General features: G+C 45.9%; 23 protein-coding genes, 1 tRNA gene and 1 other annotated feature. Of the genes, 21 read left to right on the top strand and 3 right to left on the bottom strand.

What is annotated here, in order from left to right; all coding sequences use genetic code 11:
- Positions 1-35: 35 nt before the first annotated feature.
- Positions 36-530: a DNA-deoxyinosine glycosylase gene (locus C0979_RS05240; protein ID WP_101695017.1), complete on the bottom strand. Its 495-nt coding sequence runs from the start codon at positions 528-530 to the stop codon at positions 36-38.
- A gap of 210 nt (positions 531-740) precedes the next feature.
- Positions 741-1,012: a binding site (T-box leader), on the top strand.
- 74 nt (positions 1,013-1,086) lie between these two features.
- On the opposite strand from C0979_RS05240, the gene C0979_RS05235 reads away from it, so the two are divergent.
- From C0979_RS05235 to C0979_RS05170, 15 genes are all read left to right on the top strand, one after another.
- Positions 1,087-3,744, top strand: coding sequence for a valine--tRNA ligase (locus C0979_RS05235; RefSeq protein WP_101695016.1), 2,658 nt, complete (start codon positions 1,087-1,089; stop codon positions 3,742-3,744).
- Positions 3,745-3,780: 36 nt separating this feature from the next.
- Positions 3,781-5,997: an LTA synthase family protein gene (locus tag C0979_RS05230; protein WP_101695015.1), complete on the top strand. Its 2,217-nt coding sequence runs from the start codon at positions 3,781-3,783 to the stop codon at positions 5,995-5,997.
- Positions 5,994-7,379 (top strand): bifunctional folylpolyglutamate synthase/dihydrofolate synthase, encoded by a 1,386-nt coding sequence (locus C0979_RS05225; protein WP_101695014.1) that lies wholly within the window; start codon positions 5,994-5,996, stop codon positions 7,377-7,379. Before C0979_RS05230 ends, C0979_RS05225 begins: the two co-directional genes overlap by 4 nt.
- Positions 7,366-7,500 carry a hypothetical protein gene (locus tag C0979_RS12200; protein ID WP_004607343.1) on the top strand — a complete coding sequence of 45 codons (135 nt, stop codon included), beginning with the start codon at positions 7,366-7,368 and terminating at the stop codon, positions 7,498-7,500. The genes C0979_RS05225 and C0979_RS12200 overlap by 14 nt, the downstream gene beginning before the upstream one ends.
- 24 nt (positions 7,501-7,524) lie before the next feature.
- On the top strand, positions 7,525-8,862 hold the full coding sequence (locus C0979_RS05220) for a tetratricopeptide repeat protein (RefSeq protein WP_101695013.1): 1,338 nt from the start codon (positions 7,525-7,527) through the stop codon (positions 8,860-8,862).
- 128 nt (positions 8,863-8,990) lie between these two features.
- Complete coding sequence (locus C0979_RS05215) at positions 8,991-9,302, top strand: STAS domain-containing protein (RefSeq protein ID WP_101695012.1); 312 nt, start codon at positions 8,991-8,993, stop codon at positions 9,300-9,302.
- The gene (gene spoIIAB, locus C0979_RS05210) at positions 9,303-9,758 is read left to right on the top strand and encodes an anti-sigma F factor (RefSeq protein WP_101695011.1); all 456 of its coding nucleotides are present in this window, start codon (positions 9,303-9,305) and stop codon (positions 9,756-9,758) included.
- Positions 9,737-10,450 (top strand): SigF/SigG family RNA polymerase sporulation sigma factor, encoded by a 714-nt coding sequence (locus C0979_RS05205; RefSeq protein WP_101695010.1) that lies wholly within the window; start codon positions 9,737-9,739, stop codon positions 10,448-10,450. The genes spoIIAB and C0979_RS05205 overlap by 22 nt, the downstream gene beginning before the upstream one ends.
- A 74-nt stretch (positions 10,451-10,524) precedes the next feature.
- Entirely contained in the window at positions 10,525-10,707 is a 183-nt protein-coding gene (locus tag C0979_RS05200; protein ID WP_101695009.1) for a hypothetical protein, read from the top strand.
- Positions 10,708-10,709: 2 nt separating this feature from the next.
- The gene (locus tag C0979_RS05195) at positions 10,710-11,393 is read left to right on the top strand and encodes a stage V sporulation protein AA (protein ID WP_101695008.1); all 684 of its coding nucleotides are present in this window, start codon (positions 10,710-10,712) and stop codon (positions 11,391-11,393) included.
- The gene (locus C0979_RS05190; RefSeq protein WP_101695007.1) at positions 11,353-11,769 is read left to right on the top strand and encodes a stage V sporulation protein AB; all 417 of its coding nucleotides are present in this window, start codon (positions 11,353-11,355) and stop codon (positions 11,767-11,769) included. The genes C0979_RS05195 and C0979_RS05190 overlap by 41 nt, the downstream gene beginning before the upstream one ends.
- Before the next feature lie 74 nt (positions 11,770-11,843).
- A complete protein-coding gene (locus tag C0979_RS05185) occupies positions 11,844-12,305 on the top strand; it encodes a SpoVA/SpoVAEb family sporulation membrane protein (protein WP_159459852.1) in 462 nt (153 codons plus the stop codon).
- A complete protein-coding gene (locus C0979_RS05180; protein ID WP_101695005.1) occupies positions 12,302-13,321 on the top strand; it encodes a stage V sporulation protein AD in 1,020 nt (339 codons plus the stop codon). The genes C0979_RS05185 and C0979_RS05180 overlap by 4 nt, the downstream gene beginning before the upstream one ends.
- Positions 13,321-13,677 carry a stage V sporulation protein AE gene (gene spoVAE / locus C0979_RS05175; protein ID WP_101695004.1) on the top strand — a complete coding sequence of 119 codons (357 nt, stop codon included), beginning with the start codon at positions 13,321-13,323 and terminating at the stop codon, positions 13,675-13,677. Before C0979_RS05180 ends, spoVAE begins: the two co-directional genes overlap by 1 nt.
- Before the next feature lie 119 nt (positions 13,678-13,796).
- Positions 13,797-15,437: a Na/Pi cotransporter family protein gene (locus C0979_RS05170; protein ID WP_101695003.1), complete on the top strand. Its 1,641-nt coding sequence runs from the start codon at positions 13,797-13,799 to the stop codon at positions 15,435-15,437.
- 83 nt (positions 15,438-15,520) lie between these two features.
- Here the strand turns inward: C0979_RS05170 and C0979_RS05165 are convergent, their stop codons facing one another.
- Positions 15,521-15,805 carry a GNAT family acetyltransferase gene (locus C0979_RS05165; RefSeq protein WP_101695002.1) on the bottom strand — a complete coding sequence of 95 codons (285 nt, stop codon included), beginning with the start codon at positions 15,803-15,805 and terminating at the stop codon, positions 15,521-15,523.
- A gap of 23 nt (positions 15,806-15,828) precedes the next feature.
- Positions 15,829-15,899 (bottom strand) — tRNA-Gly (locus tag C0979_RS05160).
- A 149-nt stretch (positions 15,900-16,048) separates the two neighbouring features.
- On the opposite strand from C0979_RS05160, the gene C0979_RS05155 reads away from it, so the two are divergent.
- The 6 genes from C0979_RS05155 (at position 16,049) to C0979_RS05130 (ending at position 22,870) form a co-directional block, all read left to right on the top strand.
- Positions 16,049-16,750, top strand: coding sequence for a response regulator transcription factor (locus tag C0979_RS05155; protein ID WP_101695001.1), 702 nt, complete (start codon positions 16,049-16,051; stop codon positions 16,748-16,750).
- Positions 16,723-17,796 (top strand): sensor histidine kinase, encoded by a 1,074-nt coding sequence (locus C0979_RS05150; protein WP_242962650.1) that lies wholly within the window; start codon positions 16,723-16,725, stop codon positions 17,794-17,796. The genes C0979_RS05155 and C0979_RS05150 overlap by 28 nt, the downstream gene beginning before the upstream one ends.
- Positions 17,797-17,958: 162 nt before the next feature.
- Positions 17,959-18,627, top strand: a complete 669-nt coding sequence (locus tag C0979_RS05145) for an ABC transporter ATP-binding protein (protein WP_101695000.1) — start codon at positions 17,959-17,961, stop codon at positions 18,625-18,627.
- Entirely contained in the window at positions 18,628-21,117 is a 2,490-nt protein-coding gene (locus tag C0979_RS05140; RefSeq protein WP_101694999.1) for an ABC transporter permease, read from the top strand.
- Between the two features lie 62 nt (positions 21,118-21,179).
- A complete protein-coding gene (locus tag C0979_RS05135; RefSeq protein WP_101694998.1) occupies positions 21,180-21,875 on the top strand; it encodes a response regulator transcription factor in 696 nt (231 codons plus the stop codon).
- A complete protein-coding gene (locus C0979_RS05130; RefSeq protein ID WP_101694997.1) occupies positions 21,875-22,870 on the top strand; it encodes a sensor histidine kinase in 996 nt (331 codons plus the stop codon). Before C0979_RS05135 ends, C0979_RS05130 begins: the two co-directional genes overlap by 1 nt.
- Positions 22,871-22,938: the final 68 nt, after the last annotated feature.

Below are 22,938 nucleotides of genomic sequence, written 5' to 3'. Positions count from 1 at the left end.
CTTGTGAATTCTTTTTGTGAATCATTTGAAAGAATTTATAAATATTTACAGATTTGGGAATAGGCTTCATATAACTGCTCGTAACTGATGCGGCAGTTGGCGGGGCTGGTGGAAGGAAGGCAGATCACCTCGATGCCGGTCTTGGGCTGGCAGTGGCGGCGGTATAGCTGGGAAGCCTTTGTGCCGGTTGCGAAGATGGCCTTGATATTCGCTCTTTCTAAAATCACGTTCATGTCATTGGGAATCGGATTTCTGATACTGCTGTCATCGGCTCCGGCAATTTCGCATCCAGCCAGCACATCCCAAATGGCGATTCGATTTCTTAATGCGAACTGAATTTTGTCCTCTTTGCTTTCCGGAAGCGGTTCGCCGCATACATCCGATACCACTTTCCAAAAACGATTTCGAGGATGTCCATAGTAGAAGCCGGTTTCCCTGGATTTTGGGGAAGGCATGGTTCCAAGCATCAAAATCTGCGAGTTTTGATCGAAGATGGGGGCAAAGTTATGCGTTACATATTCCGATTTCATAGAAGTCATCTGCCTTTCTGATGGTTTGATCGGCATTTCCTAAGAAAGCCAATAGAAGTTATGGTTTAGGATACCATAAAATAGTAGGGGAAACAATCTTTGTGAGGGGAAAAGTAGAGAAGGGGACAACTCCTTAAGAGTTTCTGAAAATTCCCTAAACTCCTTGACAAACGCTGGACTGATAGATATCATAGTCATTAGTTTTAAAAAGTAAAGGCGTTGAAGAAGAGGAGTATGCATTGGTTCACCTGTCAGAGAGAGCGGCCCGTAGGCTGAGAGGCGCTTAGCGATGAAGATGCAGAAGGTAGCTTCCGAGCCGGATTGCTGAACCTGTACGGTAAGAAGAATTGCAGCGAGATGAGTTAGGACATCGATGAAAAGGCTAGGCAGTCCCGGAGTCGTTCCCGTTAAAGAATAAGATGAGATATATGATCTGTGATCATATCAATGAAGGTGGTACCGCGACGACAATCGCCCTTTACATACATTATGTAAAGGGCTTTTTTATACCAGAAAATGTGAAAAATGTGTGAAGGAAAGGGAAAAGGGAGAAACTATGAGTAAAAATCTTGAGACAACATACAATCCAAAAGCGATTGAATCAAAATTATATGACAAATGGTGTGAGAACCGTTACTTCCATGCAGAAGTAGACCGAGACAGAAAACCATTTACCATCGTAATGCCACCGCCGAATATTACCGGTAAGCTGCATATGGGACATGCACTTGACAATACTCTGCAGGATATTCTGATCCGTTACAAGAGAATGCAAGGGTACAATGCGCTGTGGGTTCCGGGAACAGACCATGCAGCCATCTCTACAGAGGTGAAGGTAACGAACCAGTTAAAAGAAGAAGGAATTGACAAGAAAGAACTGGGACGTGAGAAATTCTTAGAGAGAACCTGGGAGTGGAAGGAAGAGTACGGCGGAACCATTACTTCCCAGCTGAAAAAACTGGGAACTTCCTGTGATTGGGACAGAGAGCGTTTTACCATGGATGAAGGATGTTCCAAAGCCGTAGAGGAAGTATTTATTAAATTATATGAAGAAGGATATATTTACAGAGGATCCAGAATCATTAACTGGTGTCCGGTATGTAAGACATCTCTTTCAGATGCTGAGGTAGAGCATGAAGAGCAGGAAGGAAGTTTCTGGCATATCAAGTACCCAATCGTCGGAACGGATGAATTCCTTGAGATTGCAACTACACGTCCGGAGACTATGTTAGGAGATACAGCGATTGCAGTGCATCCGGATGATGAGAGATACAAAGACATTGTAGGAAAGAAGTGTCTCCTGCCATTGACGGACAGAGAGATTCCGATTGTGGCAGATTACTATGTAGATAAAGAGTTTGGAACCGGAGCTGTAAAGATTACTCCGGCTCACGACCCGAACGACTTTGAGGTTGGAAAGCGTCACAACCTTCCGGAAATTAATGTGATGAACGACGACGCCACCATCAATGAGCAGTGGGGCGGCAAATATGCAGGTATGGATCGCTACGAAGCAAGAAAGGCAATGGTGAAAGATCTGGAAGAACAGGGATACCTGGTAAAGATCGAGCCACACTCTCATAATGTAGGAACCCATGACAGGTGCCATACCACGGTAGAGCCAATGGTAAAACAGCAGTGGTTTGTGAAGATGGAGGAGTTGGCAAAACCGGCAATCAATGCGATTAAGACGGGCGAATTGAAATTTGTTCCGGAGCGTTTTGATAAGATTTATCTGCACTGGCTGGAGAATATCCGCGACTGGTGTATTTCCAGACAGATCTGGTGGGGACACCGGATTCCGGCGTACTACTGTGATGAGTGCGGCGAGATTGTAGTGGCAAGAGAGATGCCAGGCAAGTGTCCGAAATGTGGAGGTACACATTTCACACAGGATGAGGATACGCTGGATACCTGGTTTAGTTCTGCACTGTGGCCGTTCTCTACACTGGGATGGCCGGATCAGACAGAAGAACTGGATTACTTCTATCCGACAGACGTGCTGGTAACCGGATACGATATTATTTTCTTCTGGGTAATCCGTATGGTATTCTCTGGATATGCACATACCGAAAAGTCTCCGTTCCATACCGTATTTATCCATGGACTGGTTAGAGATTCACAGGGACGTAAGATGAGTAAATCCCTTGGAAACGGAATTGATCCGCTGGAGATCATCGACCAGTATGGTGCGGACGCTCTTCGTATGACGCTGATTACCGGAAATGCACCTGGAAATGATATGCGTTTCTATAATGAGCGAGTTGAGGCGAGCCGAAACTTTGCCAATAAGGTATGGAATGCATCCCGGTTCATTCTGATGAACTTAGATGAGAAGAACCTGACGAAGCCAGAGAAGCTTACGAACCCGGCAGACTGCTGGATTCTTACCAAGTGTAATCAGCTGATCAAAGAAGTTACCGATAATATGGATAAATTTGAGCTGGGAATTGCCCTTGCCAAGATCTATGACTTTATGTGGGATGAGTTCTGTGACTGGTATATTGAGCTTGCGAAGTACCGCATTTATCATGCTGAGGAAGATGAGAAGGGCGCGAATGAAGCTCTTTGGACCTTAAGAGAAGTGCTGAAGAATTCTTTGAAACTTCTGCATCCATATATGCCATTTGTAACGGAAGAGATTTACAGCACTCTGGTTCCGGAAGAAGAATCTCTGATGATTTCTACATGGCCGGTATACGAAGAAGCAAATAACTTCCCGGCAGAGGAAACGATTGTAGAGCACTATAAAGAGATCGTTCGCGGTGTCCGCAACGTTCGTGCGGAGATGAACGTACCAAACGGAAGAAAGGCAACGATCTACGTCGTATGTGAAGACGAAGCGATCTGCAAAGGTCTGGAAGAATTGAAAAATTCAGCTATGATGATGGCAGCAGCCAATGATTTCATCGTGCAGCATGATCGTGCCAATATTGCGGATGACGCAGTATCTGTAGTCGTTCCGGATGCGACGGTTTATGTTCCGTTAAATGAGCTGATTGACTTTGAGCAGGAGATTGAGCGTCTGAGTAAAGAAGAAGCACGCCTTAACAAGGAGATTGCCCGCGCAACGGGAATGCTGAATAATGAAAAATTTGTCAGCAAGGCTCCGGAGGCAAAGGTGCGTGAAGAGCGTGAGAAGCTTGAGACTTATAAGCAGATGATGGAACAGGTAAAAGAAAGACTGGAAGGTCTGAAGGCAAAACAGTCATAAACAACGTGGAACAGGTAGAAGACATAAGGGGATAGTATGAAAAAGATTCGTTTGAAAAAAACTGATATCAAAGGGACATTTCATAAATTGAAGAATTTGAAGAAAGAAGACGTAAAAGCCTGGTGGAAAGCGAAGAGAGAACGGCGCGCCCGCATTATTGAGGAACGGCGTAACAGTGCGTTTGCAAGAAAGATGCAGCCGGTCTACAAGTTTATGAATCGCTTTTCACTGGTGTTCCACATGCTGTTGGCATGTGCGATCAACTTTGCAATTGAGGCAATCTCCAGACATTCGGCATTTGAAGCATGGGGCTATATGACGGAGACGCCTTTGGTATTCCTTTACAATGCCTTTATGATTTTCTGCACATTTTCCATCGTGTATCTGGTGAAGCGGAGAGTATTTACCAGAATTATCGTCACCGTGTTCTGGATGGTGATTGGTGTGACCAATGGTTATATGCTGATGAAGCGAGTCACACCGTTTAACGCCCAGGACTTAAAGGTGGCAAGCGATGGACTGACACTGATTAATAACTATTTCAACGGATTTGAGCTGGTTGTACTGGGAATTGGAATCGCTGCCGTGGTGGTATGGATTGTATCCATGTGGAAGCGCGGCGGTCAGTACGCTGGGAAGGTTCGGAAAGTCTGGGCGCTTGTAGGAATTGTAGCTTCTTTTGGAGCATACGCGCTGGTATCAGACTTGGCGGTGGAAAAGCGAGTGGTATCGACCTATTTTGGAAATATTGCATTTGCTTATGAAGATTATGGTCTTCCATATTGCTTTATGGCAAGTCTTTTCAATACCGGAATCAACGAGCCGACGGATTACAGCGAAAAGACGTTGGATACGATTACGAACCATAACGAGATTACCAAGAGTGAGACGGGACGAAGCGAGGAAGAGCTGCCGAATATTATCTTTGTGCAGCTGGAGTCCTACTTTGATGTGGATGAGGCAGAATTTTTCACAACTTCCCAGGATGCATGTCCGAATCTCCATGAGATGTATGAGAATTACTCTTCGGGATATTTCAAAGTACCGTCTGTAGGAGCTGGTACGGCAAACACAGAGTTTGAGGTGCTTACGGGTATGAATCTTCGATATTTTGGTCCGGGTGAATATCCATATAAAACCTATCTGAAGGAGAAGACCTGTGAAAGTGCTGCGACGGCACTACAATCTTTGGGATATGGAAGTCATGCGCTTCACAACAACGGTGGGAATTTTTACAGTCGTGCGCGGGTGTTCAACAATACAGGATTTGATAGTTTCACCAGTAAGGAATTTATGAACATCCTGCAGATGACGGAAAACGGCTGGGCGAAGGATGATATTTTGGTGCAGCACATTCTGGAAGCCATGGATACCACACCGCAGCAGGATTTCGTATTTGGAATCAGCGTGCAGGGACATGGAGATTATCCGGAAGAACCGGTGTTGGAAGAACCGGTGATTAAAGTAGAAGGCATCGAAGACGAAGCGTTGAAGAACAAATGGGAATACTATGTAAATCAAGTTTATGAGATGGATCAGTTTGCCGGACATCTGGTTCAGGCAGTAAAAGAGCGCGGGGAACCGAGTGTGATCGTGTTCTATGGAGACCATCTTCCAACCATGGGATTGAAAGCGGAGGACTTAAAAGGGCGTTATCTCTATAATACCAATTATGTGATTTGGGATAACATCGGTCTAGAAAAGCAGGATCGCAATGTAGCGGCATATCAGATTATGGCAGACGTATTTGACCGTTTGGATATTCATTCCGGTTCTGTGTTCAACTATCATCAGGAACGACGCAAGACCAAGAATTATCTGGCAGACCTGGAACTTCTGCAGTATGATATCCTGTATGGTGATCAGTACGTGTATGGCGGCAAGCCGCCGATCACGGCAGAGGATACACATATGGTAATGGGCGTTCGGGATGTAACGCTTCAAAATTTAGTTCCGCATTTGGATGACGGATACAGTTTATACGGAGAAAACTTCACCAAGTCCAGTAAGATTTTTGTGAACGGGGAGAAGCAAAAGAGCAACTTCTTAAATAATACAAGAATTGACATTTCCGAGGTGGAGTTAAAAGACGGCGATGTGATCTCGGTGAATCAGATGGGATCCAGCAATACATTGTTCCGAAAATCAGACGATTATATCTATCAGGGCGGAGAGTTGGTACGCCAGGAAGGAACGGCGACCGACAAGACAAAGTCATGGGTAGAACAGGCTGATAAGGAGAAAATAAAATGATCAAAGGGCAGTTCACATATGAAGAAGCAGCAGCCTACATTGAGAGAATTCCGAAGTTTACGAAGAAGCATCCGCTTTGGCATACCCGGGAGTTCTTACACAGGCTGTCGGATCCGGCGATGGACGCGAGAATCATTCACGTTGCCGGAACGAATGGAAAAGGTTCGGTATGTGCATATCTGCAGGCGATCTTGATGGCTGAGGGGAAAAAGACAGGGTTCTTTACATCCCCTCATCTTGTATCTGTCAATGAGCGGATCAGGATCAACAATCAGCAGATTAGTGATGAGCGTTTTCTGGAGATTTTTAAAGAGGTCGAAGAAGTGGCCGGGCAGATGGAGGAAGAAGGCCTGGGGCATCCTTCCTATTTTGAATTTTTGTTCGGAATGGGGATGCTGACGTTTGCCAGAGAAAAGGTGGATTACATTATTCTAGAGACAGGTCTTGGGGGACGTTTGGATGCTACCAATGCGGTGGAACATCCGGCGGCCTGTGTCATTACCTCGATCAGTCTGGATCACACGGATATTTTAGGAGATACGATTGAAAAAATCGCGGCAGAAAAGGCGGGAATTCTCAAAAAAGACGTGCCGGTGTTCTTTGACGGAAGCTGCAAAAAGAGCAGTGATGTGATCAGGAAGACGGCAGAAGCGGTAGGTGCGCCGTGTAGAGAAATCTCGAAAAATGCGTACGAAATCCGAGAAGTTGACTGGAAACATATTGCATTTTCACGGGTAAATGCGTATGATAAAGATGTTATCTACGAGATCCCACTTTGCGGCTGTTATCAGGCTATGAATGTGGAGCTGGCGCTTGAGACGGCGGAATATTTGATGGAAGCTGCAGGGCGAAAGCAGGAGATCAAAGAGAGAAGCCGGGTATGGGCCGAAGCTTTGGCTGGGATTACCTGGGAAGGAAGAATGGAGCGGATCGGCGACCATATGATTCTGGATGGTGCGCATAATCCGGGAGCCATTGCGGCATTCGCAGAGAGTGTGCGCGAAGCTGAAAAAAGTGCGGCAGTGTCGCAGGAAGCGCCGGGGACAAAAGAGTTAGAAGGAGATCCGGTCATTGTGTTTTCGGCAGTAGCGGATAAGAAGTATGAGGAAATGATACAGGATCTCTGTACACAGATCCCTGCAAGGTGTTATGTGGTCACAGAGATTGAAGATAAAAGAAGAGTTCCGGCAGAAGAGTTAAAAGCAGTGTTTGAGCGTTATACTGACCGGCCGGTACTGGAAAGAAAAGAATTGAAAGATGCGCTTCGCACTGCGGAGCAGAACCGGAGCAAAGAGGGGAAGATTTATTGTCTTGGCTCGTTGTACCTGGTGGGAATGGTAAAAAAGTTACTGGCAGGAGGCGGTAATCATGCTGAATTTTGAGGAAGAACTGAAGAAATTCCAGCCAAGCCTGGAAGTAGAAGATATTGAAGATGCAGTCTATCAGGAAGATCTGACAGATATGACGGATATTCTGCGGGAAATGATTGAACAGACAAAATAAAAGAATTGTCACAGAGGGAAGTATATGGAATATACAACAAAGCTGATGTATCAGTCGAACTACTGGTACAACGATGGGATGAAGAAGGCGAATATTCGGGATTTGTCCGGAGCCATCACATCGCTGAAAAAAAGTTTACAATATAATACAGCCAATATTGCAGCGAGAAATCTTCTGGGACTCGTCTATTATGGACGGGGTGACGTGGGAGAGGCGCTGGTAGAGTGGATTTTAAGTAAGAATTTTCAGTCTCACGAAAATATTGCCAATTATTATATTCAAAAGGTGCGCGAGAATCCAGAAGAACTGGATGCCGTCAATCAGGCGCTGAAAAAATATAATCAGGCTCTTTCCATTTGTTATCAGAATGGAGAAGATCTTGCAATTATTCACCTGAAAAAGGCAGTGGCAGCGCATCCATCCTATGTAAAGGCTTACCAGCTGCTGGCATTGATCTACATGCATACGGAACAATATTCCAAGGCAAGGCAGGCTGTCCGGGCGGCGTATAAGCTGGATACGACGGATGATATTACCTTGCGGTATATGCATGAATTGAATCAAATCCGCAAGGAGCGGACGGTGCGGGTGAAGGAAAAAGAGAAGAAAGAGCAGCATACGGTTACCTACAATATCGGAAATGAGACGATTATCCAACCGGTGTCTTCCGGATTTAAGGAAAATGCAGGGCTTCATTCTGTTGGAAATATTGTGATTGGACTGGTTGTGGGCGTGGCAGTTATGTGGTTTCTGGTGATGCCGGCGATTACCGCATCCAGACAGGAGAAGATCAATGAGCAGTCTGTGGCATTTAGTGATAAGATTGCCACACAGGAGGCGGAGATTAGTGCGTTGACTAAGGAATTGGATGCGTATCGGTCTACCAGTGAAGAGACGGAGAATGCGCAGGCAACGGCAAATTCAACCAAGGATAGTTACGAGCTGGTGATGAATATTGCGAAGCACTATGCGGCGAAGGATATGGGAGATGAAGCCATGTTGGAAGAGCTTCTAAAGATTGTGCCCGATTCCCTGGGAACCGTTGGAAGAGATCAATACGAAGAGATCACGGGGGAATTGTATCCTCGGATGTGTACCAATCTCTTTGGAACCGCACAGGAGAACTTTGAGGTGGCCAATTATGCGTCGGCAATCACCAATCTGGAGAAGGTAATGCAGATGGACGAGGGCTATAACGACGGAGCGGCCATGCTTCTGTTGGCACAGTCTTATGAAAAGTCCGGAGATATAGAACAGGCAAATCTGAAGTACCAGAAGGTGATCGAAAGCTACGCGGGAACGCAGGCGGCAGAAAATGCCCAGGCGGCGCTGGATGCTCAAAGCGCAGGCGGAGAAGAATAACAAGAGAAAAACATAAGAATAAACAGGCGCGGCGAAAAAGCGCCGGATACACGAAAGAAAAGATATGCAGAAAAAGGTTCTGCATATCTTTTTTTGCAATTCGGGACAGGGTGAAAGGAAGGAAAAACATGAAATATCAGGTACAGGAGAATTGTCTGACGGTGTTTCTGCCCCAAGAGGTGGATCACCATAATGTGGAGGAAATACGCAAGGAATCGGATCATCTGATTGCACGCAATCATATTCGATATGTGATATTTGATTTTGCAGATACGAATTTCATGGACAGTTCCGGGATTGGAGTGATCATGGGACGTTATCGGAAGATCTGCCTGTTGGGCGGGCAGGTCTGTGCAGTACATACCAGTGAGAGAATGAAGAAGATTCTGACGATGTCCGGGGTGACGAAAATTATGCAGATATATGAGGAGGAGAAGTAGATGGAGCATACGAATGAAATGGAGCTCATTTTTGACAGCCGTTCATCCAACGAGTCTTTTGCACGGGTGACGGTGGCAGCTTTTATGACATCCTTAAATCCGACAGTGGAAGAAGTATCGGATGTGAAGACGGCGGTGTCGGAAGCAGTTACCAATGCAATTATCCATGGCTATGAGGGAGAGGTACATAGTATCTTTATTCATGGGAGAACGCAGGGAAGCACATTGTTTCTCACGATTCGAGATGAGGGCGTGGGAATGGAAAATGTGCAGCAGGCGATGGAGCCGCTTTATACAACGAAGCCGGAGCTCGACCGATCCGGCATGGGATTTTCCTTTATGGAAGCATTTATGGACAAGCTGGAAGTAGAGTCGGAACCAGGAAAGGGAACGACCGTGAAAATGGAGAAAACAATTGGAAAAGGAAGGAGACTATGGACCACACAATCGCTTTGATTCAGAAATCTCACGAGGGGGATGAAGAAGCAAGGGCACGATTGGTGGAAGAGAACACCGGACTGGTCTGGTGTATTGTAAAACGTTTTTATAACAGGGGCGCGGAGGCGGAGGATCTGTTCCAGATCGGAAATATCGGGCTTTTAAAGGCGATCGATAAATTTGATCTTTCTTATGACGTACGATTTTCTACTTACGCGGTTCCTATGATTTCCGGAGAAATCCGCCGGTTCCTTCGGGACGATGGAATGATCAAGGTCAGCCGTTCCCTAAAAGAATTGGCTTACCGGGCCGGAAAATGCAGAGAGACTTTGCAGGAGCAGTTGGGGCGGGAACCAACAGTGTGTGAACTGGCACAGAATCTTCAGGTGGATGAAGAGGAATTAACCATGGCTCTGGAAGTCGGAAGTGAAGTGGAATCTCTTCACCGACCTGTTTTCCAAAGTGAAGGCCAGGAAGTCCGCTTAATGGATAAGCTTCCGCAGGAAAAGGAGCAAGAAGAGCAGATTGTCAATCATATGCTTCTTTCGCAGCTTCTGACGGGGCTTGAGAAGGAGGAACGAAGGCTTCTCTATCTTCGATATTTTGCAGAGAAGACCCAGACGCAGGTAGGAAAGGAACTTGGCATTTCGCAGGTTCAGGTTTCCAGGATGGAAAAACGTATTTTACAAAATTTAAGAGAACAAATCTGACAGGCATGCGCGTGTATATTTTTCAGAAGAATCATCCATACTAATCCACAAATGGCATAAAGAGGTGGAAATGTATGGATGATGCAAGAAAAAAACTCCGTGTATGCCTGCTTTGCGTTGTGGCGGTGGCGGTCATTCTCGGATGTATTTATTATTTTAATGCTGGGAAGTCGGAGGATTTGATCAGTGAAGGAACTCTGGTGGATGCAGAATACACAGAAGTGTGGAAAGAGAGCAGAGAAGAGAGTAGGGGATAAACATGGCGCAGAAGAAGGAAACAGTATATCTGAAAGCAGATCGGAATATAGAGGTTGAAAAACGGGCAGTAACCTTGGGAGACGTACTGAAAATAGAATCGGTCAATCCCATTTTACTGGCGAAGCTAAAAGCGATTCGGCTGTTAAAGTTCCAGAAAGAGTCCTCTGGGCGTCCGAAGAAGCAAGAGCGTCAGGCGGTGTCGATTCTGAAGGTCATTGAACTGATTCACGAAGAATACCCCGATGTGGAGATTGAAAATATAGGAGAGAGTGATTTTATCGTAACCTACGAGGAACAAAAGTCGGCGGGAGGTATCTGGCACTATCTGAAAGCGGCGGGCGTAGTCGCGGTCAGCTTTACAGGAGCAGCATTTTCGATTATGGCGTTTAATAACGATGTGGATACTGTGAAATTATTCGGGCAGATCTATGAACTGCTGACGGGGCGTGCCTCCGATGGATTTACGGTGCTGGAACTGACTTACTGCATCGGTCTGGTGATAGGGATTCTGACCTTTTTCAATCATTTTGGGAAGAAACGTTTCACGGTGGATCCGACACCGATGGAGGTGGAAATGCGCCTGTACGAAAATGATCTGCAGACGACCCTGATCGAAAATTTTTCCAGAAAGGAGAAAGAACTAGATGTGGGCAGTACAGATACTCATGGTAGTGATCGGCCTTAGCAGCGGTATCGTAGTCGCAGGAGGCCTGTTTTCCCTGATTGCCGGACTGGGGGTAATCTCTGACTTTGCAGACCGAACGCATACGGGAGAGCAGATCCTTTTGTATGAGGATGCGGTGGCGCTTGGCGGGATTTTGGGAAATATTTTCTTCATTTATCAGATCGATATTCCGGGAGGCGACTGGCTTGTTCCGGTATTTGGCATTCTGGGAGGAATTTTCGTGGGGTGCTGGGCAATGGCGCTTGCGGAAATGCTGAACCTTTTTCCGGTATTTTTAAGGCGTATAAAAATTCTTAGGTATGTTCCCCATATCATTTTGGGAATTGCCCTTGGCAAAGGATTTGGCGCATTGATTTTCTTCTCGCAGGGCTGGTAAGTGAGAAGAAAAAAGATAGAAAGTAAAATAAGAAGTAAGATAGAAAGCAAGATAGAAAAGCGAAGGTGAGAATATTGGACGAACAGAGACAACAAATGGCGTATCAAAATTATGTAAAAAAGAAGACGCCGGTACACAATCTTCCGATGAATATGGCAAAGGCATTTGTGACCGGCGGTCTGATCTGTGTGGCAGGCCAGGGAATTTTAAATTACTGTAAATCCTTGGGAATGGATTCGGACACCAGCGGAAGCTGGACATCGCTGATACTGGTACTTGTCAGCGTGTTCTTAACTGGCTGGGGATTCTATCCGGTTCTGGCCAAATGGGGCGGCGCCGGAGCGCTGGTGCCCATAACAGGATTTGCCAATTCTGTGGCAGCTCCGGCGATTGAATATAAAAAAGAAGGACAGGTTATGGGAATCGGTTGTAAGATTTTTACCATTGCAGGGCCGGTGATCCTGTATGGCGTCTTTACTAGCTGGGCACTGGGGCTGGGATATTGGATATTAAGAGAAGTGGGGGTGATAGGATGATAAGGGGAGCGCAGAGTATTGCATTTGAGTGTCCTGCGTATCTGGTGAGCAGTGCGTCTGTCGCGGGAACGAAAGAAGGAGAAGGCCCTCTTGGAAGGATGTTTGACCTGGTGGCAAAGGAAGACCTGTTTGGGGAAAATACCTGGGAAGAAGCAGAGAGCGCCATGCAAAAAGAAGCCTGTCAGCTGGCGCTTCGCAAAGCCCATTTAAAACCAGAGGAAATCCGATACTTGTATGGAGGGGATTTGCTGCGCCAGGGAGTGGCGACTTCCAGGGGAGTGGAAGCGCTTAAGATTCCCATGTTCGGCCTTTATGGGGCGTGTTCCACGTCCGGGGAAGCATTGGCGCTTGCAGGAATGAGTGTGGCAGCAGGCTATGGAGATTATATGCTGGCCGTGACTTCCAGCCATTTTGCAAGTGCGGAAAAAGAGTTCCGTTTCCCACTGGGATATGCTTCGCAGCGCCCGCTGTCAGCGCACTGGACGGTGACCGGAAGCGGTGCGTTTGTGGTGGGAAAGCGCAAAAGTCCGGTGTGGATAACCGGGATAACGATTGGGAAAATTGTGGATTACGGATTAAGGGATTCCCAGAACATGGGAGCCTGCATGGCTCCGGCGGCGTGCGATACTATTCTTCAGAACCTGAAGGATTTTGAGCGTACGACAGAGGATTACGACCGGATTATTACGGGAGATCTGGGGTATGTAGGGCAGAGCATTCTGTTTGATCTGATGCGCGGAAAAGGGGTTGACATTAAGAGCCGGCATATGGACTGTGGAATGACAATTTTTGACCAGAACCTGCAGGATACCCACGCCGGGGGAAGCGGCTGTGGATGTGCGGCGGTAACGCTTTCTTCTTATATTCTGCCCAAGCTTGCAAACGGGGAATGGAAACGGGTGTTATTCGTGCCGACAGGAGCGTTGATGTCTACCGTAAGTTATAACGAAGGAGCCAGCGTTCCGGGGATTGCACACGGGATTGTACTGGAACACTGTAAAGGAGGGCTCGAATAATGGATTATCTCAATGCATTTTGGGTAGGCGGGCTGATCTGCGCGCTGGTACAGATCCTTTTGGATCGTACCAAATTGATGCCGGGGCGTGTGATGGTTCTTTTGGTCTGTCTGGGAGCGGTGCTTGGAGCTTTTGGAATTTACCAGCCTATTGTAGATTATGGAGGAGCCGGGGCAAGCGTACCGCTTCTTGGATTTGGAAATCTCTTGTGGAAGGGTGTGAAGAAGGCGGTAGACAGCCAGGGGCTTCTGGGAATTTTCGCGGGAGGACTTACGTCAAGCGCCGTGGGAATCAGCGCGGCACTTATTTTCGGATATCTGGCTTCTCTGGTCTTTGAACCGAAGATGAAAAAGTAAAATAAGACGAAAGAAAATGTTGAAAAATGGTGAAAAAATAGAAAAAATTTGTTGTTTTCTTAGGAAGTAGATGGTATGGTAAAAAGGACGAGTTTTAACGCATATTTAGGAGGAAAACAATGAATTACCTTAATATTCTCATACCGTTTGTCGGGGGTCTGGGCATGTTTATCTATGGCATGCAGATCATGGCACAGGGGCTGGAAAATGCGGCAGGAAACAGGATGAAGTCGCTGCTGGAAGTGTTGACAAAGAATAAGATGATGGGAGTCCTTTTGGGAGCTGTCATCACGGCAGTCATCCAGAGTTCATCCGCAACGACGGTTATGGTTGTTGGTTTCGTAAATGCAGGAATTATGAATCTGACTCAGGCGATGGGTGTGATTATGGGTGCCAATATCGGTACGACTGTTACCGGGTGGCTGGTATCATCCGTAGAATGGGCGAAGGTATTGAGTCCGTCTACACTGGCGCCGATTGCGATTATGGTCGGTGTTGTGATTATGTTAATTGGAAAGCGCCGCTCATCTAAGGAAGTGGCAAGCATTATCGTAGGATTCGGTCTGTTGTTCGTTGGAATTACGACCATGTCTTCGGCAGTTGCTCCGCTTCAGGATTCGGAAGGATTCCGCAATATCTTCGTAACGCTGGGAAGCAACCCGCTGCTTGGTATTCTTGCGGGAACGCTGGTGACGGCAATTATCCAGAGTTCGTCTGCATCTGTTGGTATCTTACAGAGTTTGGCGGCAGCAGGGCTGGTTCCGTTTAGTGCAGCTATTTACATTATTATGGGACAGAATATCGGTACCTGTATTACCGCGATCCTGTCAAGTCTTGGAGCAAAGAAGAACGCCAAGACCGCAGCGTTGATGCATTTGTTATTTAACGTAATTGGTACCGTTATTTTCAGTGTAGGTGCAATTCTCTACTTTGAGGTGCTCAATACAGATATCGGTGCGGGCGTTATCACCCAGACACAGATCAGTATGGTGCATACCGCATTTAATATCGGAACGACGGTTCTTCTCTTCCCGGTATCCAACTGGATTATTAAGCTGGCGAAGAAGATCGGGCGCGTGGAAGAGGACGAGCAGGACAGAAGCAGAGTCCTTTTGGACGACCGTATTTTAGAGACTCCGGCTATCGCACTTCAGTCTGTAGTAAACGAAGTAGAGCGTATGGGACAGATCGTCCTGGAGTCTATGGAGGCGGCGAAAACAGTTCTCTTTACCCAGAAAGAAGAAGAAATTCAGTTCCTGAAGGAAGAGGAAAGTACGGTAGACCGTCTGAGTGCTGGAATTACCAATTATGCCATTAAGCTGAGTTCCCTTCAGATCAGTGAGAAGGAACATCAATCAGTAGCACATTTATTACAGATTGTTTCTGATATGGAACGAATCAGTGATTACTGTGAGAATATTTCAGAATTCGCAGAGACGCTGTATGAGAAGAAAGTAAGCTTTTCGGACGTAGGAAAAGAGCAGATTAAGGAAATGCTGGATGTCTGTACGGACAGTTACCGTTATGCACTGGATTCCCTGGTAGAGCAGAGTAAGGAAAAAGCATTTCGGGTAATTGAGAAAGAGACGCAGGCAGATGATCTGGAAATCAGCTTAAGAAGCAAGCATATCAAGCGTCTGACGAATAACCAGTGTAATACGGAAGCTGGAATTGTATTCTTAGATTCCCTGGTATGTCTGGAGCGTATTTCTGACCACGCAAGAAATATTGCGGAAGAGGTTTTGGAAGATCTGACCTAACAGAAAGTGCAAGAAAACAGATTCTTCGGAAATGATAAAAGAATAGAAGGATAGAAAAACAGCCGCAAAATTTTTTGCGGCTGTTACCATTTCATCTTATCGTTGGCGCAGGAATTCCAGTAATTCCGGCGTTCCTCATAGTTGGTGTTGATCCAGGAAATTGCTTCGTCTAGCCCTTCTTGAGAAAAGGGAAATTCTTTCCATTCCTTCTGATCGTCCGGGGTTGCTTCAAAGCACCAGGGTTCCGGATAAAGAAATACTTTTATCAGTTCATCTTTTGTAATCAAATAATAACGCATCCCATTATGAGAACCGGAATACGGTTCTTTTTTGATGGATCGGATATTCAGTCCGCTGGTTTCTATCATAATCATTACTCCTGCTTTTGGTAAGCAGATAACGGGAATTGAACCCGCCTCTCCAGCTTGGGAAGCTAGCATTCTACCGATGAACTATATCTGCATGTATCTATCATAATGCGCTGTGTCAGAAAAATCAATGCAAAATGAATTTATTTTGTGTAAATATGTGTTATAATTCCTATAGAATTTTTCGGTGAAGTTAGAAGACGGAAGAAGTGATTCAACCAGTAGCATGAGAGGGATGATAGGATGTTAAGAATTTTACTGCTGGAAGACGATAAAAGCCTGAACCGTGGCATCAGTTTAAAATTACAAAAAGAAGGGTATGAAGTCTTAAGTGCATTCGGGGTGACGGAAGCAGAAGAAGTATTTCGTACGAATCAGATAGATCTCATCATCAGCGACATTACCATGAATGATGGGAATGGACTGGATTTTGCCAAAGAGGTACGAAAGAAAAGCGATGTGCATATCCTGTTCCTTACCGCGTTAGATCAGGAAGTGGATGTTGTAAATGGTTATGACGTGGGCGCGGATGATTATATTACCAAGCCGTTCAGCCTGATGGTGCTGATTTCTAAGGTCAATGCCATTATGCGGCGGATTGAAAGTCGGCAGAACGGATCCGAGGAGACCGGGGAACTTTATGCGGAAGATATCTGTATGCAGAGTGTACAGATGAAGGTATACAAAGGCGGAGAAGAACTGAACTTGAGCAAGAAAGAAATTCAGCTTCTGCATTATTTCCTGGAACATCCGGGGCAGATTATTTCCAAAGAACAGATCTTGGAGGCGGTTTGGGGGCTTGATGGACAGTTTGTGGACGATAACATCGTTCCGGTGACCATCAGCCGTCTGAAAAAGAGACTTTCTTCTAAGGAAGAAGGGGAATACATTAAGAATGTCAGGGGGCTTGGTTATCTATGGATGACAAAAGTATCGAAAAAATAATGGATCAAAGAGAGAGGCGATACATCTGGCTGGAACGGAAACTGAGAATTAATCTTGCAGTTACTACTATGGTAGTTGCTGCATTTTTTCTTATCATATATCTGCTTTCGGACAGGTGTTTTTCCGGCGCTATGTGGGCTGTATGCGGGCTGGCATTTCTGGTAAATGGAGCGTGGTGCTTTCTGGAATATCGGAGAGAATATAAAAGTTATCGGGAAATCTCGGATTATCTAGAGGCGTTTGAAAATGGAGACTATGAGTTCCGCTCAGATGAGGCGTATATGAGGACGGGGATTCATTCTCAGCTTTTGGAACAACTGGAACGGCTGGGGAGGGCATTCTATATTATGAAGGAACAGATGGTCAAAGAAAAAGAAGGGACGAAAGCGTTGATTACAGATATCTCTCATCAGATCAAGACGCCGGTTGCAGCCCTTAGTATGAGTCTAGAGCTGATGGAAGATGAAGAAACGACAACGGAAGAAAAGCAGGAGTTTCTGGAGCGTGGAAAAGGAGAAGTGAAGAAGTTAAATTATCTGATGGGAACGCTTACGAATTTATCCCGTATGGAACAGGCAATGATACAGCTTCATCCGCAATATGCGAGTCTGAAAGAAACGCTTCTGCGTGCGGTAAACGGCGTATATTTGAAGGCGAATGACAAACAGATTGAAATAGAGATGACAGAATTTACAGATCTTAGGCTATATCACGATGTAAAGTGGACAGCGGAAGCATTTTCCAATGTACTGGACAATGCGGTAAAATATTCTCCGGAAGGTTCCAGGGTAGAAATCCGCGTGATACCGTATCAGTCCTATGTCTCTGTGGAGGTGGAAGATGAGGGGATCGGTGTGGCAAGATCTGAGTATACCGAAATCTTCAAAAGATTCTACCGGGGAAAGAGAGCAGAAGTGGAGACGCAGGAAGGAGCCGGAGTTGGTCTTTACCTGGTGAGAAAGATCCTAGAAGGGCAGGGCGGAAGTGTGAGAGTACAGCCGTCAAGGAAAGGCGGAAGTGTGTTCCAGATGATGCTGCCTAAGTAGGCCAGATGGGAGAGGCCGGGAAGTTGTTGTTGTCACCGGAGGCTATTGCTGATTCTCTAAGATAACAATTTTGTTATCGTTCTTGCAAGCTTCCTGTAAGACTTCTGGTTTATGATGGAACTATCAACGAAGGGAAGACTAGATGGAGAAAGGAGTTTTATCATGAAACCGATTTTAGAGACGAAGGATTTAGTGAAATATTATGGCGAGGGAGCCAGTCAGGTGCGGGCGATTGACCACACGGACATTGTAGTAGAGCACGGAGAGTTTGTAGCGGTGGTCGGTCGCTCCGGTTCCGGAAAGAGCACGCTTCTTCATATGCTGGGAGGCTTAGATCGGCCGGACAGCGGAAAGGTATGGATTGAAGGGCGGGATATTTTCTCATTAAAGGATGAGCAGCTGGCGGTGTTTCGCAGAAGAAAGATTGGATTTATCTTTCAGGATTATAACTTGATGCCGGCGTTAAATGTATGGGAGAATATTGTGCTCCCGATCGGTCTTGACGGCAAGAAGGTAAATCGAGAGTTTGTCATGGATATTGTGAAGAGTATTGGGATGGAGGAGAAGCTTCATGCGATGCCAAACCAGCTTTCCGGAGGGCAGAAGCAAAGAGTTGCGATTGCAAGAGCGCTGGCGTCGCGCCCGGCTATGATCCTGGCAGATGAACCCACCGGGAACCTGGATTCCAAGACAGAAATGGAAGTCATTTCTATTTTGAAAAATTGTGTGCATAAATATGGGCAGACGCTGGTGATGATTACCCATGATGAGACGATTGCGCAGATGGCAGACCGCGTTATCATGATTGCAGATGGTAAGGTGGTGAGCTAGATGAGTATTCTTACAAAGACAGCATTAGCAAATTTTCGGAAGAATAAGAGCAGAAATGTTTTGATTGGAATTGCCATTCTATTGACTTCCGTGCTTCTGACGACTGTGCCGACCATATTTTTCGGAACATTCCGTTTAGAAAATGCAGCTGTTCGGGAAATTTATCCGACGTATCATGTGATGTTTCGGAATGTGTCAGAAGAGACGGCCGGAAAGCTTATGAAAGACGACCGGTTTACGGATGCCGGACTTCGGGAAGATCCTGCCTATGTTGTGACGACGGATCCTGATATCGTGTGTGGGATGGTGGCAGTAGATGAGACCGCCTGCTGGCTGAACCGGGTCGAGCTTTCCGAGGGGAACATGCCAAGAGAAAAAGATGAGATCGTAGTCTCCAGAGATTTCCTGGAAACTATGGGAATGACAGGAGAGATCGGGGATCAGATTTCCCTTTCGTTTCAGACGGAACAAGGCGGAGAGCTTAGCCTTCCTAAAGAGCAGGAATTTGTGATCACGGGATTTACGGTGGACTCAGAAGAGGTGAAAGAAAGTGGAAAGTATTCTGCCATGGTGTCGGAACGTTTTGCCAGAAGTCTTTTACCGGAGGGAAAGCACCGGTTTCGATTCTACGGCTGTCTCGCCGAAGTAGATGGGAAGTCGACGGAGCAGATAACAGAAGAATTAAAAGCAATCGGCAGAGAATATGATGTCCTGGAGACGAACATTGTGCCGAATACGGAAATGCTTAGCGCTATTTATACAGACAGCACCGCGTATTTTGGATTTGCCACATTTATGATTGTGATTGTCCTGGCCGGAATTCTTACGATCTATAGTATTTATTATGTGTCTATGCTCGGAAAGGTACAGGAATATGGGAAACTTCGTGCGATTGGAGCAACCAGACGACAGATTAGAAGTCTGGTATTCCGGGAAGGGTTTGCTGTTGCAGTATTTGCCGTTCCGTCTGGAGTGCTCCTTGGTACAGGACTGGGTGTCTGGATTCTGCGTCGCATGATTTATCAGATAATTCCTGTAGATCATATATTGACGGATACCATCAAGACGATCTTAAGAGAGGGAAGAATCTCACTTGTCCAGCCCTGGATTCTGGGGCTTGCAGCGGTGGTCGCATTCCTGACGGTGTATCTGTCACTTCTTAAGCCGATGAAGATTGCAGGGAAGATCACGGCGGTGGAAGCGATCCGCTATCAGGGAGATCAGGAAAAAAAGAAGAAAAAAGAGCGCAAAGGATACCGGGAACTCAATATCCGAAGGCTGACCATTACGAATTTAAAGCAAAATCAAAGGCGCACAGCGATTACGATCCTGACGCTAGGAATGACTGGAATTTTCTTTATGACGGTGGCGACGGTTTTGAACTGTATGAATGAGAAGGTCATGGCAGAAGATGAGATCCGAAGTGATATCCATGTCAGTATTGATGCCTGGGTGGGAGATATGATGCATCCGGAACGGGAAATTCAGAATATCCAGAAGAATAACCCGCTGACCGAGGAACGAAAAGAACAGATTTTAGCGATGGACGGCGTAGAGAACCTGGAAGTGGGCTGGTATGCAGGAGCTTATCTTCTGAACGTCGAAGAATTAAAAGAAGACGACGGTTCGGATCTTTATACGGGTATTTCAGGGCTGAATGAAGAGGAGTTGAAAGAATGTAAAGCATATGTGCAAAAAGGCAGTGTCAAGGATCCGAAGCTCTCACAAGGAACGGGAGTTATCCTTGGCGATGGATACGTCACAAGAAATTCAGATCTGACGCTGGGAGATACGGTAGAACTGGAAATCCTGGACGGAGATCGAACGATTGAAAAAGAGTTTGAAATTGTGGCGGTGGTAGATACGCCCCAGAGTCTTCTGGGCAATAGCTTTGGTCTTCCGGCGGACGTGCTGCAGGGCTTTTGTGAAACAGATCTGACAGACGATTTTGACATTTATGTGGAAAAAAGTAAGATCAAAGACGTGACGGAAGCGGTGAAATCTCTGGTGCAGGAAGAAGAATTTCTGGAGATGAAAACGTATGAGCAGGCTTATGAGGAAGCGAAGAATGCAATTGGCCTGTTCGTATACGCGGGGTACGGAGCATTGGTTATATTCGGGATGATCGGAATTTTAAATCTGATCAATACCATGATCAACAGCGTCTATGCGCGCAAGAAAGAGCTTGGCATGCTGCAGGCGATCGGTATGTCGGATCGGCAGATGATAAGGATGCTGCAAATGGAAGGGCTGTTCTATACCTTTGGAACATTGGCGCTTTCTCTTGGAATCGGAAGCCTTGCAGGGTACGGATTATTCTTGAAGATGAAGGCAGACGGAATGTTCTCCATCAAGTACTATGAGTATCCGGTGGTACCGGCGATTGTGCTGACGGTGGTGGTACTTCTTGTACAGCTTTTGATTACGTATCTGGTAAACTCCAATTTCAAAAAGCAGAGTCTGATCGACAGAGTCCGGTTTGCGGAGTAAGGGGATGAATGGTATAATAGGAAATACGATAAGAATCCCCGTGGACATCTAAGGAGAGACGTATGAGCAAAGTGTTAGTGATTGAAGATGACGAAATGTTAAATGCAGGACTTTGCTATAACCTGCAGAAGAAACAGATAGAAGTCAAAGAAGCCTATTCTTTGGCGGATGCAAGGAGGATTTTAGAGCAAGGGCATTACGACCTTGCTCTTTTGGACGTGAATCTGCCGGATGGAGACGGCTTTTCATTTGCCAGAGAGTTGGAAGAGCAGTATCATCTGCCGTTTATTTTTCTGACCGCCCACAATCTGGATGAGGAAGTGCTCTACGGATTTAAGCTGGGAGCCGATGAATATATCACCAAGCCTTTTAATATTAAGATCGTGATGGAGCGAATCCAGGCAGTGCTTAGAAGGCTTAAGATTCAGGATGCCGAAAATGAGAAGAAACAATATGTGTGCGGCAGTTTGGCAATTGATTTTGAACAGCGTACAGTATGGAAGAAAGGGGAATTGCTTTCCCTTACGCCTACAGAGTATAACCTTTTGGAATTCTTTTGTAAGAATCGGGGGCAAGTGCTGACGAAGGAACTGTTGCTGGAAAACATCTGGGACAGTAAGGGGAACTATGTTAATGAACATGCGCTGACTTTAAATATCAGTCGTCTTAGAAGTAAGATTGAAGAGGAAGAAGAAAGCTATATTAAGACGATTTATGGGATGGGATATCAGTGGATTGGCGGTGAGAGAAAGAAGTGATGGAAATAAGTATTGCTGCAGTATGTGGTTTGTGCCTGCTTTTCTGTGTGGGAGGTTTCCTGGCGTCTTATATTTACTTCCGCAGAAAAATAGTGGATTTTACCGATGAGGTGTGTGAGAGTGCGCAGGAGATTCTGCGTCAAAGTCAGGGCTTGCGAAAGGGGAGTCGGGAAACTGCTTTGCGGGAAAGTCAAGGGTATGCTAGAAGGTGGCAGCTAAAGAATCAGGATACCCTCACTTCTAAGGCAGTGATGGAGCTTGATAAGCTGGAGCGGATCCTTTCCCGGCAGGCGGCGCAGAATCAAAGTGAGAAAGAAGAAGTACAAAAGGTTGTGTCAGAGATCTCTCATCAGCTTAAGACGCCGGTCTCCAATATTCGGATGTATCAAGATATGTTGGATGACGAAGAAGTAACAGAGGAAGAGAAAAAGAGGTTTGAGAAGATTATCAGGCAACAGTTAGATAAGTTGGAATTTCTTGTGGAATCTCTGATTCATTCTTCCAGATTAGAGCAGGAGATGATTCATCTGACGTTGGTTGAAAAACCCATCTTTCAGACGCTGGCAAAGGCAGTGGGAGGAATTGCAGCAGCCGCAGAGAAGAAAAAGATTGAACTTCGGGTGGATTGCCCAAAATCCTTAAAAGTAGTCCATGATGTCAAGTGGACGGCAGAAGCAGTGGAGAATATTTTGGATAATGCGGTGAAATATACGCCGGAGAAAGGGGAAGTCTCTCTTTTGGTGAAAGAAGGAGAGATGTATACGAAGATCCAGATCGAGGATACGGGAAAAGGAATTGCGCCAGAGCATTATAACGATATTTTCAAACGGTTTTACCGGGAGAAAACATCCGGTCAGGAAGAGGGACTGGGGCTGGGACTCTACCTTGCGAGAAGAATCATTAGCCTGCAGGGTGGGTATATTATGGTGGAATCAAAGCTTGGAAAAGGTTCTCGGTTTGAGATTTTACTTCCGAATAAAAAAGAAGAGCGATAGAGAAGGAAATGTATCAGTTTTGATACATTTTTTTCGTGGAAATGATACCGGATTGAGAGAACTCATTT

Origin of the sequence: Dorea phocaeensis, from assembly GCF_900240315.1 — a bacterium.
GTDB lineage: Bacteria > Bacillota > Clostridia > Lachnospirales > Lachnospiraceae > Dorea_B > Dorea_B phocaeensis.
The sequence above is the reverse complement of the archived record's forward strand: the minus strand, read 5'-3'. Positions and strand labels throughout refer to the sequence as shown.